The sequence below is a fragment of the Gandjariella thermophila genome, assembly GCF_005405885.1.
In the GTDB taxonomy this organism is placed as follows: Bacteria; Actinomycetota; Actinomycetes; order Mycobacteriales; family Pseudonocardiaceae; genus Gandjariella; species Gandjariella thermophila.
Genome location: NZ_BJFL01000049.1, coordinates 1 through 16,854, shown reverse-complemented (window position 1 = coordinate 16,854; position 16,854 = coordinate 1). Strand labels below are relative to the sequence as shown.

Below are 16,854 nucleotides of genomic sequence, written 5' to 3'. Positions count from 1 at the left end.
TCCGCACGGACACAGCCACCAAGCTAGCGGTGACGGCTGGAACGATCTTGAGAAACTGGCCGTTCGCGGGTGCCGTGGGTGTGCGTGGCTTCTTCTAATCCCGGTCCTGGATGCGGTGTCGGTGCGTGCGCACCTCCGCTTAGTAGAGACAGCGTCATGAATTTGTGATCCCTCCAGCTTGGGGTTGCGGGCTTCACCCAGCGTCCAGCTCGTGCTTGTGCGGGGTTCAGGTTCGTCTGCCTGAGTGATGCCGCCGTTTCGGCACACGCGCGAGACAGCCGGGTCTCGTGCACGCATGCTTTGTTTTGGAAGGAGTTGCATGTTTTCCAAGTCAACCCGACGGATCGGGCTGGCCTGCGGCGCGGCGGTGTTGGTCGGCCTCGGTGTGGGAGTGCCGGTTGCCAGCGGCGCTACGGGTGACGCGATCAGCGTGCCCTCCGGGTTCACCACCACGACGTTCGCCTCCGGCGGGACGCTGAGCCATCCCGACGACCTCACGGTGCTCGGCGGCAACGTCTACGTTGCCTACCAAAACGGTGTCGGCTCTGCTGGCGAGCCCTCGCCCACCGGCCAGACGGCCTCCACGGTGGTGGAGTACACCCCCAAGGGCCAGCAGGTCGCCCAGTGGAAGCTCACCGGCAAGGTCGATGGGATGACCGCCAACGCCACCGCCGGCAACCTGGTGGCCACGGTCAACGAGGACGGCAACAGCAGCCTCTACACCATCACCCCCGCCGCGCCGGCCGCCCAGCAGGTCAAGCACTACACCTACAGCCCCAACCCGCTGCCCCACGGCGGCGGCACCGACAGCATCGCCGTGGCCAACGGGGCGCTGTACATCTCGGCGTCCAACCCCTCGCCGAACGCCGACGGCAAGACCTTCACCAAGCCGGCGCTGTACAAGGTGACCCTCTCCGGCACCACGGCGACCGCGATCTCGGTGTTCCAGGACAACTCGACGGCCACCGACGCGGCCACCGGCAAGCCCACCACCCTCAACCTCTCCGACCCGGACTCGAACACGGTCATGCCAGCGGCGGCGCCCCGGTTCGCCGGTGACCTGCTGCTGGACAGCCAGGGCGACGGCCAGTTGGTGTTCCTTGCCCACCCGGGAAGCAGCAATCAGGCGGCCACGGTACTCAAGCTCAACACCCAGGTCGATGACACCGCCGTGGCCACCGCCTCGGCGGGCACGCTGTATGTCACCGACACCGCCGCCAACAAGGTCATCGCCGTGCACGGCTCCTTCACGGCCGGCGACGTGTTCACCGCGGTACCCAGCGATTCCAAGGCACTGGCCGGCACCCTGGGCCAACTGGATCTCAAGACCGGCACCGTCAGCCCCTTCGGCAAGGGCTTCACCAACCCCCACGGCCTGCTGTTCGTCCCCAACAGCTGATCACGGTTTGCACCACTCTCGTGTGCGGGTGCCCCGTCGACCACACGGTCACGGGGCACCCGCCGACTTGGGCCACAACCCCTCACCCGGCCCCGGGGCGCCCCAACCATCTACGTCAAGTGATCGCCGGTTCAAAGGGCTGCCCAACCGAGGGGCGTCCGAAGTCCCCGGGCCAGCCGACGAGGACGGCGCAAACGTGTCCGCGAATGGTCCGCGGACACTCGCAACCAACCGGACCGAGCCGTAGTCAACCGGACCGAGATACAGCCGGCCCCTGACTACGTCCGTGCTGGTCAAGCGCCGGTTCGCGCTGGCAGGGAGAGGTGTACCTAACGTGCCACAATTCGAACTCTCCGGTCCTCGTCGACGGCCCTGAACTCATGATCAAGCCGCTGCAGCCAGGCGTTGTGCTGCAAGGACATTCTGACCAGCCGCAGCCATCGGTGGGAGCGTCGGTCGGCGGGCCAGGGCCGCAAAGGCGCCCGGCTGTATGACTGGGCGATGCACGCGGTGACGGTGAAGGGACAGACACCCGCCCAGGGATACGGCCACACCGTGCTGATCCGACGGTCCACGCAGATGCACAAACGCAAGGGCCGGCCCGCGTCCTACGACATCGAGTACTTCCTGGTGCACGCGCCGGTGGCTACCACGATGGCGGCGATGGTGCGGGCTGCCGGGTTGCGCTGGAAGATCGAGGACGACAACAAGACCGGCAAGGACCACTTGGGGATGGACCAGTACCAGGTTCGCAAGTGGACTCCGTGGTATCGGCACGTCACGATGTGCATGCTGGCGCAGGCTTTCCTTGCGATCGCCCGTGCCGGCCAGGGAAAAGCAGCGACGCCCGGAGAAGGCAGGCGGCATGCTGAGCTCAGTTGTCCTGCCGCCCTCGGCCGCGGCGATCCGTGGGTTGCTGGCCGCGACCGTGCCGGCCCCCACCGTCTGCGTCACGGCCGCGGTCACCCGTGCGTGATGGCGCCAGGCGCACCAGGCCAGAGCCCTGATCAGCCACTATCGCCGACGAGGCGAACCACTTTCACATGATCTCGGAATGTAGTACCGGTCGGGGTGCCCAGTGAACGAGCAACCGGGACGTTCGCCGGGTGTGGCTGTGGTACGGGCCCACCACCGCTTCCCACGCGCACCGGCCCGTTGACTCGCTAGCCCTGAGAATTCACGCCGCCACGTGATCCGAGCGCTGTGGCAACACATAGATGTGCTCCTGAGCTCTGGTGATAAGGGTGTCGAAGTCCTTACGTGAACCCGGATAGAGAAGCACCTACAAGGTGCGGACGCGCCCGTGACGATTACCAACCTGCCCGAGCGACAGCCGCGACCGAGGTAGGCACGGGAGCGACAGGGGCAAACCCGCGATTGCCAACCCCAGCGGTCGAGGTCCGGTTGTCGTCCGTCGGTTCGTGGATCCTCCGGTGTTCGGGCGCATGCGTTGCTTACCGGGGTTGGGGTCGTAGCCCGTCAAGGATGAGCTGAGCGATGTGTGCTGAGCGTTTGCGGCTGGTCTCAGCGTTAGCGTGGCGGATCGCGGCGAAAGCTCCGGCGACGAGTGCCATCAACCCTTCGACGGTGAGGTCGTGGCGCACGGCGCCGGCGGCGTGCGCGCGATCGAGCAGGTCTGCGACCTGGCGTGTGAGGTCTGCCGCGACACTCGGGGCGGCGGTGCGCAAATCGAACTCGGCCGCCGCCAGCGCGCTTTTCACAGCTGCGTTCTCGGCGCCCGAAGCCACTCATCCGGGACAGCAGCGTGAATAGGGCTGCGCATGACCCGATCCACCAGCCACGAGGAGATCACGCCGATGACCACGCGCGACGACGCGAACGCCCTGGTGCAGCGGATGCAGGAGTGCTTCAACAGCCGACAATTCGACCAAGCAGACGATCTGTTCACCTCCGACTTCTTCAGCCATCCGCTCGGCACCACCGGGTTCGAGGCAGGCAAGGACGTACACATTCAGGTGGTTAGTTGATCTCCGGACTGCAGTGGCCCCTGCGCGGGTTGCGCAGGGGCCACTGCAGTAACGCGGTGATTAGCAGTGGTAGGCGATCAGGGTGGAGAAGTTACCGCTGCCGCTGGAGACGCCGACGGCCCACTGGCCACCGCCGGGTACCTGGGCGACGCTGGCGAAGCCGTTGTCCCCGGTGTTGACGTTGGGGCTGTTGTCGATCGTCCACTTTCCGTTGACGTTGTGCAGGATCAGGGTTTGGTGGGTGCCGGAGGGGTTGATGTACCAGCCGGCCGCGTAGGTGGAGCCGTCAGCGGCGGTGGTGGTGCCGAACAGGTCGTTCTCACCGGTGCCGTTGTTGGGGCTGTTCACCAGCGCCAGGCTGGAGGGTGCGCCGGCGGCCACCTCGGTGGTGTAGGGCGTGGTGCTGTTCTCCCGGTCACCGACCAGGGTCAGCGCGGTGTCCGAGCCAGTGACGCCCAGCGTGGTCAGGCTGTCGGTGGTGTCAGCCGGCGAGGGCAACTGCGACCACTTCGTGCCGTCCCAGTGCTCCACGAGCGCCTTGCTCGGGAAGCTGGTGCCGGTCTGGCCGACCGCGTACACGCTGTTGCTGGCCACGGCCTTGACGGCGTAGAGCGTGTTGCCGCCGCCGTTGGGGTCGACCGGGGACACGACAGACCACGTCGAGCCGTCCCAGTGCTCGGTCAGCGGGTGGAAGGTCCCGTTGGCGTCCTTCTGGGTGCCCACGGCCCACACGTCGTTGTCGGCGATGGCGGTGACACCGTAGAAGATGTCACCCCCCGCACCCGGGTTGGGGTTGGAGACGACCGACCACTTGGTGCCGTCGTAGTGCTCGACCAGTGCCTGCTGCACCCAGTTGGCGTTGATGTAGTAGCCGACTGCCCATGCCTTGCCGGTGGGCAACTCGGAAACGCCGAGCAGCGAGTTCTCGTTGAGGCCCACGTTGGGCAACTGGAACTCGGTCCAACTGCGGCCGTCCCAATGCTCGGCCATGGTGGAGAGCACGTTCGGGCTGTTGGAGGGGTAGTAGGTACCGACGGCCCAGGCGTCCGTGGTCGAGGCCGCCGACACGCCAGCCAGGTCGTTGTCCAGGTTGCCTGAGTTGGGGCTTGGCACCTGGTTCCACGCGCCATTGCAGGTCAACGACGCACTCGTGCCCTTGGCTATCTGGCTTTGCGCCGAGACCGAGTTCGTGCCGTTGGGTGCGGGGTTGATCGGCGCCGGCAGGGTTGGCGTGGTGTTCGAGCCGGTGATCTGGAACAGCGGGGTCTCCGGGGTGGCCGTGCAGGAGTTCTGCAGGCAGCCGAGCCCGAACGCCTGCTGCAGGCTGGCCAGCAGGCTGTAGTGGTCGTAGGAGGTGTTGTCGGTCACGCCACGGGGGCCGTGGTTGGTGATCACGACGTGAGGGATCTGGCTGTTGGCCGTGTTGCCCTCGTCGAAGGTCACCACGATGGCGTTGTTGCCGGACTGCCACATCGGGGACGACGTGATCTGGTTGACGGTGTTGCCCACGAACTTGTCGCCGTTGGCCACCAGCCAGTTGTCGTCCACGTCACCGGCCTTGCCGGAGTCCACACACCACGGCGGAGCACCGTGCATGTCGTTGCACTCGTCCGGGATGATGTAGCTGAAGTTCGGCACCTGGCCGGAAGCCAGGTCGGTGCTCAACTGGCCGAGCGGGTTCTGCTTGGCGAACTCGGCCGGCGTCTGCTTGTCGGCAAAGTACGGGACGCCGTTGTGCTTGGCGACGTACTGCGTGTCGGCATCGGGGATGCCGTTGCACTTCGCCGGGAAGCAGTAGCCGCGGTAGCCGGCGTAGGGCATGCCCTGGTAGTAGCCCTTCCAGCTCTTGCCCGCACCTTCGAGCTGGGTGAGCAGGTTGGACTGGTTGATGGTGTGACCCGGGAAGAAGTACGGGTCGTCGTCGGAGATGCCGAATGTGCTGCCGCCGAGCATGGCGATGTAGTTCGGCAGGCTCGGGTCACCGACGCCGGTGTAGCGGATGGCTGAGCCGTAGTCCTGCGCCAGCGCGTTAATCTCTGGCGCGTTGGGGTTGCCGATGATGTTGCTGTAGTTGTGGTTCTCGTCGACCAGCAGGAACACGTGGTCGTACTGCGGGAACGTCGACGCTGACGCCCCGGTACCCACGAGAACCGCCGACAACGCGGCAAATACCGCGAAAACGGCGGCGAATACCCGTTTCATATGGTCTCCAAAGGACACAAAATTCCGGGCGAAAATGGCCTCAGCCCCATCCTGAAACCGGGCTGAAACCTGCCTAATATTTACCTTAACGCGGTAACCGGGCCAGGTCCGCCGAGGGAACTGTGGATGAACGGTCCGTCACCGTGTGGTGTTCAGTCAGTTCTCCTGATACCCGGCGACTCCGAACCGAACCAGTCACAGTGGACAGACATCGGCACGTGGAACTCCAGCGCATCCATGGCACGAAGCAGGTATTCTCTACATAAACTGTCTAAAGAGGACAATTCAGTGGCGGCAAGATCCCGAAGCATCGTGTTGCCGTGACGCCCTTCTGTCGCCAGGAGAATTCCGAACGGTTACACGAAATTCCGCGCCCAGTCACTTGATCAGCTCATTGTTTCGTGCGCCCACGGCGGGCAATGAGGAGGTTCACATGCAGTCGTTACGGCAATGGGTGTGGCGCACCAGCGCTGCGCTGACCGGCACGCTGGCCATGACGTCAGCGACGCTGCTCGGCAGCGTCGTACCGGCGCAGGCGGCGGGCACGGTTCCCGCGTACGACCACACCTCGCGGCCCATCCTGCACGGCGTTGCCTCCACTACGCCGCACCACCGTCGTCTGGAGCGCGGCAAAGCGGACCCCACGCCGGTTGTCGCCGGGGGAACGGCTGGCCGACGACGGTCCCTATTAACCGCACCTGTCGCGGCCGGGACACGGAAAAACGTGAATGCGTTTTTGCAGACGGAGAGATGGAAGGACGCACAGTTTTTGCAGCATGCAGTTTGCAGCCCACGAACAGCACCCAAATCATGGGTAGAAAACAGCGTGTTCTACTGTGTGTGGCACATTTTTGCAGCCCTTCCTGCGCACGACGGAAACAACCCTGACGACGATGAACATCAGCCGCCCGTCGTGACACGATGCAGCGGTGCAGAAAACCATCGTGTGGCCGGAGTCATCATGGGCAGCACATTGCTGGTACTGCCACACCGCCTTACCGCGGCCTCTGCCCGGACAGCGCCGAGCGCGGCGGTTTTGTAGTCATCGCTGCCGGATGGCGTGGTGTCGAGAACGCGCCGGTGTGGACCTACGCTGCTCGGTCACCGTGGGTAGGACCAACTGCGCAGAGCGGGCGACCGCCCACCTCGTGGTACCCGACTCATCAGGCGCGGTGCACCGCCACCCGGTCTGCGATGCGTGCCGATTGACCGCATGGGGCGTCTTCGCCCGGACCGCGCCGCTGGTGGGATGGGAGCCGATCCGCTACGTCGCGCGGTGGCCGCGGGGAGTGTGTGCCTGCTGCGGTCACCGCCGGCAGGGCACCCGGTGGCGCCCACAGGGATGGGCCGCCTGCCCCACCTGCCACAGCCAGTGTTGTGATCCCACCACCGGACGCCGCTGCTGCGGCTACACCGGTCCACCCCCACCCCTACCGCTGCCTTCGTGGCAGTAACCCGCCGACACCGGTCTGTACCCATCCCCATCGCAAAGCGCGTCACCACAGCGAGTAGTACACGCACAACGCATACCTCGCCGGTTCGGCGACCTTCTGCCCACCGAGAAGCGCCCAGCTCACACCGTTGATCACCAGGCGGCCGTCCTCGCATCGGGGCAACCCGGCCCGACGCCTTGGCGAACACCGCCGGCTGGATAGGACCGGTCACGCTCAGACAACGAAGCTATGCAAATAGCTGAGAGGCGCGTCAATGGATGGCATACGAGGGCCGGCCTCGCCTAATCCACCGCCACCGTGCGCCGCGCCCTCGACCGACCACACCGCAGGCACCCAGCACCCAGCCAGGGAGTGCCCCGCAACAGAGTCTCCACCTAACCCGCGGCGGAAGACCACCACGGAGCACTCGCGGCAACGGCATGCGCGGCGGAGACCCGTGCCGGCAACTATGGTGGTCTCAGGGGAACCGTTGGACAGCCGCGCGGAGGGTGGCCGCCATGGGCGCGGCAGAACAACTGGCTGAACTGCTCCTGCTACATGTATGGCGTGAGATCCGCGGCGGCGCGGTCGTTGTGCACGCCGCCGGAGAGGTCGACGTGTCCAGCGCTCCCACGCTGGCCCGGCAGTTGGCGGCGGCCGAGGCGGAGGCCCGGCGGTCGATCTGTGCGGTGTGGAGTCCTTCGGCGGTGCCGGCGTGAACGTTCTGGTCCAGTACCACAACCGCTGTCAGCTGTGTCGGACGCCGCTGCGCGTGGTGGCCACACAGCGTGCGGTCCTGCGCCCCCTGTACGCCGCCGGCGCCGACGACATGCTGGAGGTCTATCCCACCGTGGCCGACGCCTTACGCCGTCCCCACGTTCTCTGAACGCTCCCACCGCTGGCACGGCCACCTGCGGTAGCCGGGCGTCTTGCCGACGCGTGGCCAACCTGTGGCCACCCGTGGTCAACGTGCGCGAGCGAGCGCGGCCAGGCCCGGGAACCGTTCGGGATGGGTATGACGATCGACGGCTTCGGGCCGCCACTGCGGCACCGTAACGATGCCCGGATCGAGAACCGCAAAGCCAACCAGCAGGCCGGCGATCTCCTCGGCGTCCCGCAGCGCCAGCGGCGGAATCGGAATGCCGAACAGGCCCTCGAAGCGGGCGAAGCCCGCGGCCAGTTCGTCGTCCAGGCAGCCATGCGACAACGCCACATAGCTTCCCCCACCGAGCGCCCGCCGGTAGGCATCAAGCATCTGTTGAGGGTGGTCGGCATCCGCGACGTAGGGCAGGGAGTCGATCAGCAGCACCGCCGTGGGCTGGCCGGGGTCCAGCAGCGCCTGGCACTGCGCAGCCCCGAGAACGTCCTCCACCCGGCGGAAGTCGGCCCGCAGCATCGCCACCCGCTCCTGCTGATCAAGCAGCACGTGGCCATGCTCGACGGCCACCGGGTCGCTGTCCACGTAGATCACGCGGCAGCCGGGGTCGATGGCGTGCGCGGTGTGGTGCACATGGCCGGCGGTCGGGATGCCCGAGCCGAGGTCGAGAAACTGGCGCACCCCCAGCCCGACCAGGTGGCGCACCACCCGGCGCAGAAAGGCGCGGTGGGAGCGGATGAAGTACGGCACCCGCGGTAGCGCCGTGGCGGTGTGGTCGGCGGCCTGAGCGTCGACCGGGAGGTACTCGGCGGCGCCTAACCAGTAGGCCCACATCCGGGCAGGGTTGCCGAGATCGGCGTCGACCGGGACGGGCACAGTGGCACGCTGCACGACTACCCCGCATCGCTTACGGACGGTGACCAACCGCGACGATCAAGTTAGCAGACCGTGGACTCCGACGGTCACCACGATCGGGTGACGGCTGCGCCCGCGCGGATCGAGCTCACCCATTGGAGCACGTCACTGTGAGCCTGCTATCCGAGAGCCGTTGTTCACGGCCGCGGGCCACGACGGGGCGTGTGTGCGTGCGCTTGGCGGGTATCCGTCCGGACTGCCCCCAGCGCCGCAGGACCCGCCGGCCGTAGTTGTTGGTCGCAAACACCCGGTCCAACTCCGCGCCGGTCGGCCGGCGGCCCTTGGCCCACTCGGTCTGCAAGTACGCCCACATCCGCTGCTCGGCGGTCGGCTCCGCAGGCGGACGAGACTCGTCTGAGACCACCGCGAGACGGGCCACCGGCACGGTCTCGTCCGTCTCGGTGGTCTCGTTTCCGGTCTCGTTCGCGGTCTCGGCGCGGTGCCGCTTCAGCGCGCGATTGAGCAGCTCGACCGCCAGCAGCAGCGCCAGCGGCGGACACGCGGCCACCGCCACCGCCAACGCGCTCAACACCGGCGCGGCGACGATGTTGGCACACAACGACAGCACCACCTCGAAGCCGAAAGCCACCCAGGCAGACCGCCGGCCCGCGCGGTGGCCCGGCTTCCACAGCTCCACCGTCGCCGTGGTGAGCAACCCATCGACGATCAACGGCCAGATCGAGGCGGTTGTCCCATCCGCGCCAACCGCAACGCGAATTCCCGCCCGTGCCGATACGAGGCATACGCCGCGGCCAGCGCGACCCCTACGGTTTCGTGTGGATGCTGTACGAGCCGCGCCCAGGGCTCGAACCTGCGCAAACGGGCACCGCAGCACCGAACGACGTCACGGCCGATGACAGGACGCCATTGGCGTCAAGGACGCAGTCGCCTCGTCCATCACGTTCGGTCACCAAAACGGCACGACGTCGATCGACAGCCCAGGCCGTCTACAGGCCGTCATACGTCGAAGAATGACCACCGACAACGATCGGCAACAACCACAAACCACCAGGTCAAATGGGGCGCCGCCGATAACGGCGCAGGTCAGCGCGGCGGCTGCACGCAACTACGACGTGTGATCCCCGGATCCTCCCGGGCTCCAGGGCATCGAGGGCCGGCGACGCTCCCCGTCGCCGGCCCTCGGCGCGTCTAGTCCGGGGTCCGAACCAGCCAGAACGGGAGCACCGGGATCGGGCGGCGGACCGCGAACACGATCGCGGCGACCGCCAGCGCGGCCGCGACGTAGGCGTTCGGCAGCACGAAGACACGGCCGTTGAACGTGGTCCCGGTCGGCATCGCCATCAACGCCAGCACGACGCTGGCGAGCACCGCCGCGGTGCGCAGCCGAGGTCCGATGCGCTCGGTGGCCAGCGGGATGAGCGCCCACAGGTAGTACCAGTCCTGCACCGCGGCGCCGAGCAGCACCACGACGGCGAGGAACACGCCCAGCCCGGCCATCGGCCGCAGCCGCCACCGGAACGATGCCCAGAGGATGCGCGCGCCGACCAGCAGGGAGCCCACCGCGCCCAGCGCCCTGGCCACCGTGATGGTGGTGTTGGTGTGGTTGCCGAGGTCCAGCAGGTTGCCGAGGCCCGCGGCCAGCGCGCCGATCGCCGTCATCGGCGCCTGCCAGCTGCGTACGGTGCTGCCCACGCCAAGGGTGTGCAGCCAGCCGAAACCCAGCCCGCTGCCGAGCGAGATCGCGGTGATGACGCCGCCGGAGACCGCGGCCAGCGCCGCCCCGGCGAGCGCCAGGTGGCGAACCCGGCCGCCCAGCCGGCGGGCGACGATCACCCCGAGGAAGCCGAGCGCGGGCAGCGCCGCGATCTTCACCAGGGCGCCGAGCGTGATCACCACCGCGCCGAGGGCCAGGTCCACCGCCTCGGCCGGGCGGAATGGCGGCACCGCCCCGCCCGGCGGCACCCGGGGCAGCCGGCGCACGCCGATCGACAGTCCGGCCAGCATCAGCCCGATCATCAGCGCGTCGTTGTGCACGCCGGCCACCAGGTGCCACAGCACCAGCGGGTTCAGCCCGCCCAGCCACAGCGCGGTGGCCGGCGGCGCGCCGAACCGGCGGGCCAGCTTCGGCAACGCCCACAGGATCAGCGCGATCCCGGCCAGTTCCAGCACCCGCTGCAGCAGCACCCCGACCACCACGTGGTCGCCCACGATGCCGGGCACCGCCCGGCACACCGACAGGAACAGCGGCCCGTACGGACTGGGCGTCGCCCGCCAGATGTTGGGGATGCTGCGGACCAGCGGGTCGCCCACCCCGAGCGCCAGCGCCGGCCCCAACCGGTAGGGGTCCAGCCCGAGCGCGACGACCTTGCATTGCGCGAGGTAGCTGTAGACGTCCTGGCTGAACAGCGGGGGCCCGACCGCCAGAGGTAGCGACCACGTCGCCATCGTCCGGTAGAGCTGCGCCAGCGGCACCGGGTGCGCCCGGCCGGGGTGGGCGAACCGGCCCAGCCCCAGCCAGGCCAGCACCACGATGCCCATCCCGGTGAACGAGCAAGCCAGCGCCACCGTCGGAATGCGAGGCAGCAGGTTCAGCACCGGGATGCCGAGCACCGGGTTGATCACTGGTGACGCGCCGGCGCCGAGCGAGCCGACCGCGAGCAGCAGCACGCCGACCGTGCCGAACCTCCGGATCAGCGCGATCTGACGCCGCTCGGCCGCGTCCGGCTCCTGGCCGAGCGGTCCGTCGCGAAGCCGACCGGCGCCGGACGGTTCCTCGCGCACCCGACCTGGACGGGTCATCCCCAGGACACTCCTTGCCGACGACAAACCCGGTCACAGTATCGAGTTCGTTTCGTCGGCTGCCGGTCAGCTCGCCGATCCCCGCGGTTGCCTCACTGTTCAGGTGAGCGCCGGCTACACGGTGAGCACCAGCTTGCCGCGAACGTGGCCGCCTTCCAGGGTGCGGTGCGCCTCGGCGGCATCGCCCAGGGCGAAGGTGCGCTGCACCTCGACCCGCAGCCGGCCGGCGTCGGCCAACTCGCCGAGCCAGCCGAGCTGGGCGGCATCCGGGCGGACGAAGACGTAGCGGCCGCCCCTGGCGAGCACGGACGGGTCGACGATGGACACCACCCGCGCCGGATCCCGCACCAGCTCGGGCGACTGCTCCAGGGCCTGGCCGCCGACGAAGTCCAACGCGGCGTCCACCCTGCCGTCCCCGCCGACCAGTGCGGCCAGCCGGTCCGGCAGGCCGTCGCCGTAGCGGACGGGCTCGGCCCCGAGCGAGCGGAGGAAGTCGTGGTTCCCCTCGCTCGCGGTGCCGATCACCCGGCCGGCGCCGAGCGCGCGGGCGATCTGCACGGCGAGGTGGCCGACGCCGCCGGACGCGGCGTGCACCAGCACCGTCGCCCCCTCGCCAACCTCGGCGGCGCGCAGCGCCTGCAGCGCGGTCAGCCCGGCCAGCGGCAGCCCGGCGGCGTGCGCGAAGTCCAGCGAGGCGGGCTTGCGCGCGACCCCCCGGTCGGGCACGGCGACCAGTTCCGCGTAGGTGCCGTGCTGCACGTAGTCCTTGCGCGCGTAGGCGACGACCTCGTCACCCGGCCGCAAACCGCCGGCGGCGGCCGGGCCGGTGGCCTCCACCACGCCAGCGACGTCCCATCCCGGAACGATCGGGAAGTAGTGCGGCAGCAGGCCCTTCAGGTAGCCCTCGCGGATCTTGTAGTCGACCGGGTTCACGCCGGCGGCGCGCACCCGGATCAGCACCGAGTCGGGCCCCACCAGCGGGTCGGGCAGGTCCTGCACGGACAGCACGTCGGCGGAACCGAACTCGTTCTGCGCAATCCCCTTCATACTTCCGGCAACCCCGCCGCCGGCGGCCGCTATTCCGCCTCGCCTCATCAGCGGCTCGTCACGCGGGACGGCGGCTACGCGTCGTAGAAGACGCGTTCCACCACGGCGCGGGCGCGGCGGGTGACGCGGCGGTAGCCGTCCAGGCACTCCCCGGGGTCGGCGTCGCCGGGATGGCCGAGCGCGCGGGCCACCGCGGCGAGTTCGCGTCCGGACGTGGGCATCTGGTCGGTCGGCTTGCCGCGCACCAGGGTGGCAGCGTTGCGGGTTCTCGTGGCCAGGGTCCACGCCGCGCGCAGCGACTCGGCGTCCGCCTCCCCCAGCAGGCCGGCCTCCGCCGCCGCGGCGAGCGCGCCCAGCGTCGACGTGGTGCGCAGGCCGGAGATCTCATGCCCGTGCCGCAGTTGCAGCAGTTGCGCGGTCCACTCGATGTCGCCGAGCCCGCCCCGGCCCAGCTTGATGTGGGTGGTTGGGTCCGCGCCGCGGGGCAGCCGCTCGGAGTCCACCCGGGCCTTGATCCGCCGGATCTCCCGGACCAACTCCGGTGACAAGCCGCCCTCCGGGTACCGCACCGGCTCCACCGCGGCCACGAACCGCTCGCCCAGTTCGGCGTCGCCGGCGACGAACCGGGCCCGCAGCAGTGCCTGCGCCTCCCACGCCTCGCCCCACTGGGCGTAGTACGCCCGGTACGAGTCGAGGGTGCGGACCAGCGGCCCACCCCGCCCCTCCGGGCGCAGGTTGGCGTCGACGTGCAGCGGCGGGTCCTGGCTCGGCGAGCCGAGCAGCCGTTGCAGCGTGCCGGCCACTGATGCGGCGTACCGCACCGCCTCGTCGTCCGAGTGGCCCCCGTGGGGTTCGCAGACGAACAGCACGTCCGCGTCCGAGCCGTAGCCGAGTTCCGCACCGCCGAGCCGGCCCATCCCGATCACCGCCAGCCGCGCCGGGCGGCGGCCGCCGTCGCCCGGGGGCGTCGCCCGCAGCACCGCGTCCAGCGCCGCCTGCAGCACCGCGACCCACACGCTGGACAGCGCCTCGCACACCGCGCCGACGTCGAGCAGGCCGAGCAGGTCCGCGCAGGCCACCCGGAGCAGTTCGTGCCGGCGCAGCGACCGGGCCGCGGCCACCGCGGCGTCCAGGCCGTCGTGCCTGGCGACGGCGGCGCGCAGCGAGGTGGCCACCTCCGCAGGGTCGCGGCCGGTCAGCGCTGGCGTGTCGGCCAGCAGCCGGAGCACCTCGGGGGCGCGCACCAGCAGGTCGGGTACGTAGCGGGAGGTGCCGAGCAGCAGCGCGAGCCGCTCCGCCACCGCGCCCTCGTCGCGCAGCAACCGCAGGTACCACGGGGTGTCGGCGAGTTCCTCGGACACCCGGCGGTAGGCGAGCAGCCCGCCGTCCGGGTCCGGTGTCTCGGCGAGCAGGTCCAGCAGCACGGGCAGCAGCGCACCCTGGATCGCCGCGCGGCGAGACAGCCCCGAGGTGAGCGCCTGGATGTGCCGGAGCGCGCCGTCCGGGGAGGCGTAGCCGAGTGCGGCGAGCCGGGCAGCCGCCTCCCGGGTGGTCAGCCGCAGCGCCTCCGTGGGGACCCGCGCCACGGCCTGCAGCAGCGGGCGGTAGAACAGCTTCTCGTGTAGCCGCCGGATCCGGCCGACGTGCCTGCGGAACTCGGCGAGCAGCACGTCCTCGGCGTTCCGGCGGCCGTCCGAGTGAATCCCGGCCGCCCGGGCCAGCCAGCGCAGCGCCCCCGTGTCGTGCTCCTCGGGAAACAGGTGGGTGCGCCGCAATCGCTGGAGCTGCAGCCGGTGCTCCAGGGTGCGGAGAAACCGGTACGAGTGGCCCAGCCCGGACGCGTCCGCGCGGCCCACGTACCCGCCGCGCCCCAGTGCCGCCAGTGCCTCGGTGGTGGACGCGCTGCGCAGCGTCTCGTCCGACCGGCCGTGCACGAGTTGCAGCAGTTGGACGGCGAACTCGACGTCCCGCAGCCCACCCCGGCCGAGCTTGAGTTCGCGGTCCACCAGGTCGCCGCGCACATGATTCTCCACCCGGCGACGCATCGCCTGCACGTCGGTGACGAAGCCCTCGCGGTCCGCGGCCATCCACACCAGCGGCTGCACCACGTCCAGGTAACGCCGGGCCAGGTCGACATCCCCGGCGGCGAAGCGGGCCTTCAGCAACGCCTGGAACTCCCAGGTCCGTGCCCAGCGGCGGTAGTAGGCGGCGTGACCGTCCACGGTGCGCACCAGCACGCCGGCCTTGCCCTCGGGCCGCAGCGCCGCGTCCACCTGGAAGCAGGCCTCGCCCGCGATCGCCATCATCGCGCCGGACAACCGGTTCGCCAGGGTGAGATCGCCCTCGCCGACGAACACGACGTCCACGTCGCTGACGTAGTTCAGCTCGCGGCCGCCGCACTTGCCCATCGCGATCACGGCCAGCGAGCAGCGCGCCGGGGCTGCCACGGTCCCGGCCGGCTCGCCGGCTGAGGTGTTCCCTGCCGCGTGCGGGAACACGTCGGCGGCACGCCCGGCCGGCTCGGCGGTGCCTGCTGCCGGCTCCGCGCTCGGCAGCACGTCCGCGGATGCCACGGCGAGCGCCGCCCGCAGCGAGGCGTCGGCGAGGTCGGACAGCCTTCCGGTGACGTCCTCGTAGGAGGCCGCGGGAAGGTCGGGGACCACCAGGTAGGCGAGATCGTCGGCGGCGATCTCCAGGAGCAGGCCACGGTAGGCGGCGCGCAGCGCGCGCACCGCTTCCTGGCCGTGCAGCCGCGCCCGCGCCCCGCGCGGCGTGCCCGGTGGCGGCGACTCCGGGTCGGCGCCGACGGCGGCGAGCAGCACCTCGGCGTAGCCGCCCGGGTCACGCGGGTTGGTCCCGGCCAGCCGCCGCCACTGATCGGGGTTGGCCACCACGAAGTCGGCGAGCGCCGACGAGGCGCCGAACACGCCGAACAGCCGGCCACGCAGTGCCTGGTCGGTGCGCAGCGCCTCGGCCAACTCGGCCCAGTCCTGGCCGAGCGCCTCACGCAACCGGTCCAGCTCGCGCAGGGCCAGGTCGGGGTCGGCGCTGCGGGCGAGCGCCGGAAGCACGACCTCGCCAGCGCTGGTGGGTCCATCGTCGTCCCACCAGCCGGCCACGCGCAGCTCGTCCTCGGCCCGGGCACCGGTAAGGCCGAACCGGGCCGGGGAGGGCGCCGCACGGACTCTGTCGGTCATCAGATCAACCGTAGTGGTCGACGCCACCGGCGCGGCGGGTCACACCAGGGGTAGATCCCGCCGCCGGCCGGTGGGCGGCTCCAGTTTCCCGGCGGCGAGTTCGACGAACCGCTCGGCGAACGGCTGCCAGGTTTCTGCGATGTCGGCGTGTGCCTCGGCCAGCCGCTGCGGGCTCAGTGCCTGCGGCAGGTCCGCGTCCGGGCCGAACGCCTCCCGCGCCCAGCCGGTCACCAGCTCGGGTGTGGTCTCGATGTGGAACTGCAGCCCGTAGGCACTGGGCCCGACGCGGAATGCCTGGTGCGGGTACCGCGGCGATGCGGCGAGCAGCTCGGCACGCGGCGGTAGCACGTGCACTTCGTCGTCGTGGAATTGGAGGACGTCGGGGGTGAGCGGGAGCAGCGCGAACAGCGGGTCGCGCAGGGCGGCGTCGCGCTTGGCGACCAGCATCGGACCGATCTCCGCGCCGTGCGGACCGCGCCGCACCTGGCCGCCGGTGGCCACGGCGAGCAACTGGGCACCCAGGCAGACAGCCAGCACCGGCACCGCGCCGGCGACGGCTCGGCCGAGCAGCATACGCACGCCGGCCAGCCAGGGATGCTCGGCGTCGTCGTACGCGCCCATCTCGCCGCCGAGGCACACCACACCCTGGTATGCGTCCAGCCCCGCCGGGAGCCCGCCCTCCCCGGCCTGAACCAGTTCGAGTTCGGCGCCCGCGGACGTCAACCACTCGCCGAGCCGCCCGGGCGGGTCGGATCGGGACAACTGCAGCACCAGCAGTCGGGGTGTCACGGCACCGAGCCTAGGACGTCCGGTGCCCCGCGCGCCGCCCTCTCCGGGGGCTGGGTGCGAGGTCGATCCGGGCCCCGGAGCGGAAACGCCGAAGGGGCCCGGGACGCCTTATGGCGTCGACCGGGCCCCTTCGGGGAAGAAGTTCGGCGGCGACCTACTCTCCCACACCCCAACGAGTGCAGTACCATCGGCGCTGGCGGGCTTAGCTACCGGGTTCGGAATGGGACCGGGCGTTTCCCCACCGCTA

13 protein-coding genes, 1 rRNA gene and 1 pseudogene are annotated in these 16,854 nt (G+C 69.9%); 6 read left to right on the top strand and 9 right to left on the bottom strand.

The window, feature by feature from the left end; genetic code table 11:
- The first annotated feature begins 319 nt into the window (after positions 1-319).
- Positions 320-1,399: a hypothetical protein gene (locus FFT21_RS25990; protein ID WP_137816556.1), complete on the top strand. Its 1,080-nt coding sequence runs from the start codon at positions 320-322 to the stop codon at positions 1,397-1,399.
- A 501-nt stretch (positions 1,400-1,900) separates the two neighbouring features.
- Positions 1,901-2,446 (top strand): hypothetical protein, encoded by a 546-nt coding sequence (locus tag FFT21_RS25985; protein WP_137816555.1) that lies wholly within the window; start codon positions 1,901-1,903, stop codon positions 2,444-2,446.
- A gap of 407 nt (positions 2,447-2,853) precedes the next feature.
- Here FFT21_RS25985 and FFT21_RS25980 read toward each other — a convergent pair whose 3' ends face one another.
- Complete coding sequence (locus FFT21_RS25980) at positions 2,854-3,147, bottom strand: SbtR family transcriptional regulator (protein WP_371856867.1); 294 nt, start codon at positions 3,145-3,147, stop codon at positions 2,854-2,856.
- Positions 3,148-3,216: 69 nt separating this feature from the next.
- On the opposite strand from FFT21_RS25980, the gene FFT21_RS29005 reads away from it, so the two are divergent.
- Positions 3,217-3,387, top strand: coding sequence for a hypothetical protein (locus FFT21_RS29005; protein ID WP_153816588.1), 171 nt, complete (start codon positions 3,217-3,219; stop codon positions 3,385-3,387).
- A 60-nt stretch (positions 3,388-3,447) separates the two neighbouring features.
- Here the strand turns inward: FFT21_RS29005 and FFT21_RS25975 are convergent, their stop codons facing one another.
- The gene (locus FFT21_RS25975; protein ID WP_137816554.1) at positions 3,448-5,589 is read right to left on the bottom strand and encodes an alkaline phosphatase family protein; all 2,142 of its coding nucleotides are present in this window, start codon (positions 5,587-5,589) and stop codon (positions 3,448-3,450) included.
- Positions 5,590-6,022: 433 nt separating this feature from the next.
- Between FFT21_RS25975 and FFT21_RS25970 the strand changes: the two genes are divergently transcribed.
- The 3 genes from FFT21_RS25970 to FFT21_RS25960 all read left to right on the top strand — a co-directional run bounded on the left by FFT21_RS25970 (position 6,023) and on the right by FFT21_RS25960 (position 7,908).
- Positions 6,023-6,631: a hypothetical protein gene (locus FFT21_RS25970; RefSeq protein ID WP_137816553.1), complete on the top strand. Its 609-nt coding sequence runs from the start codon at positions 6,023-6,025 to the stop codon at positions 6,629-6,631.
- Between the two features lie 909 nt (positions 6,632-7,540).
- Positions 7,541-7,741: a hypothetical protein gene (locus tag FFT21_RS25965; RefSeq protein WP_137816552.1), complete on the top strand. Its 201-nt coding sequence runs from the start codon at positions 7,541-7,543 to the stop codon at positions 7,739-7,741.
- Positions 7,738-7,908 (top strand): STAS domain-containing protein, encoded by a 171-nt coding sequence (locus FFT21_RS25960; RefSeq protein ID WP_192909752.1) that lies wholly within the window; start codon positions 7,738-7,740, stop codon positions 7,906-7,908. Before FFT21_RS25965 ends, FFT21_RS25960 begins: the two co-directional genes overlap by 4 nt.
- 78 nt (positions 7,909-7,986) lie before the next feature.
- On the opposite strand, the gene FFT21_RS25955 is transcribed toward FFT21_RS25960, so the two are convergent.
- The 7 genes and pseudogenes from FFT21_RS25955 to rrf all read right to left on the bottom strand — a co-directional run.
- Positions 7,987-8,775 carry an SAM-dependent methyltransferase gene (locus tag FFT21_RS25955; RefSeq protein ID WP_137816550.1) on the bottom strand — a complete coding sequence of 263 codons (789 nt, stop codon included), beginning with the start codon at positions 8,773-8,775 and terminating at the stop codon, positions 7,987-7,989.
- 127 nt (positions 8,776-8,902) lie between these two features.
- Positions 8,903-9,633, bottom strand: a pseudogene (locus tag FFT21_RS25950) (DUF2637 domain-containing protein).
- A 330-nt stretch (positions 9,634-9,963) separates the two neighbouring features.
- Complete coding sequence (gene mptB, locus FFT21_RS25945) at positions 9,964-11,574, bottom strand: polyprenol phosphomannose-dependent alpha 1,6 mannosyltransferase MptB (protein WP_192909751.1); 1,611 nt, start codon at positions 11,572-11,574, stop codon at positions 9,964-9,966.
- Positions 11,575-11,688: 114 nt separating this feature from the next.
- On the bottom strand, positions 11,689-12,621 hold the full coding sequence (locus FFT21_RS25940; protein ID WP_137816549.1) for an NADP-dependent oxidoreductase: 933 nt from the start codon (positions 12,619-12,621) through the stop codon (positions 11,689-11,691).
- 74 nt (positions 12,622-12,695) lie between these two features.
- Positions 12,696-15,818: a bifunctional [glutamine synthetase] adenylyltransferase/[glutamine synthetase]-adenylyl-L-tyrosine phosphorylase gene (locus FFT21_RS25935; protein ID WP_137816548.1), complete on the bottom strand. Its 3,123-nt coding sequence runs from the start codon at positions 15,816-15,818 to the stop codon at positions 12,696-12,698.
- Positions 15,819-15,857: 39 nt separating this feature from the next.
- On the bottom strand, positions 15,858-16,607 hold the full coding sequence (locus tag FFT21_RS25930) for a type 1 glutamine amidotransferase (protein ID WP_225978771.1): 750 nt from the start codon (positions 16,605-16,607) through the stop codon (positions 15,858-15,860).
- Positions 16,608-16,748: 141 nt separating this feature from the next.
- Positions 16,749-16,854, bottom strand: a 5S ribosomal RNA gene (gene rrf / locus FFT21_RS25925); the annotation flags it as partial.

Bases quoted from the DNA above. Each gene is read 5' to 3' on its own strand.
- FFT21_RS25990 (WP_137816556.1), top strand. From the start codon at position 320: ATGTTTTCCAAGTCAACCCGACGGATCGGGCTGGCCTGCGGCGCGGCG.
- FFT21_RS25965 (WP_137816552.1), top strand. From the start codon at position 7,541: ATGGGCGCGGCAGAACAACTGGCTGAACTGCTCCTGCTACATGTATGG.
- FFT21_RS25940 (WP_137816549.1), bottom strand. From the start codon at position 12,621: ATGAAGGGGATTGCGCAGAACGAGTTCGGTTCCGCCGACGTGCTGTCC.
- FFT21_RS25935 (WP_137816548.1), bottom strand. From the start codon at position 15,818: ATGACCGACAGAGTCCGTGCGGCGCCCTCCCCGGCCCGGTTCGGCCTT.
- FFT21_RS29005 (WP_153816588.1), top strand. From the start codon at position 3,217: ATGACCACGCGCGACGACGCGAACGCCCTGGTGCAGCGGATGCAGGAG.
- FFT21_RS25970 (WP_137816553.1), top strand. From the start codon at position 6,023: ATGCAGTCGTTACGGCAATGGGTGTGGCGCACCAGCGCTGCGCTGACC.
- FFT21_RS25985 (WP_137816555.1), top strand. From the start codon at position 1,901: ATGCACGCGGTGACGGTGAAGGGACAGACACCCGCCCAGGGATACGGC.
- mptB (WP_192909751.1), bottom strand. From the start codon at position 11,574: ATGACCCGTCCAGGTCGGGTGCGCGAGGAACCGTCCGGCGCCGGTCGG.
- FFT21_RS25975 (WP_137816554.1), bottom strand. From the start codon at position 5,589: ATGAAACGGGTATTCGCCGCCGTTTTCGCGGTATTTGCCGCGTTGTCG.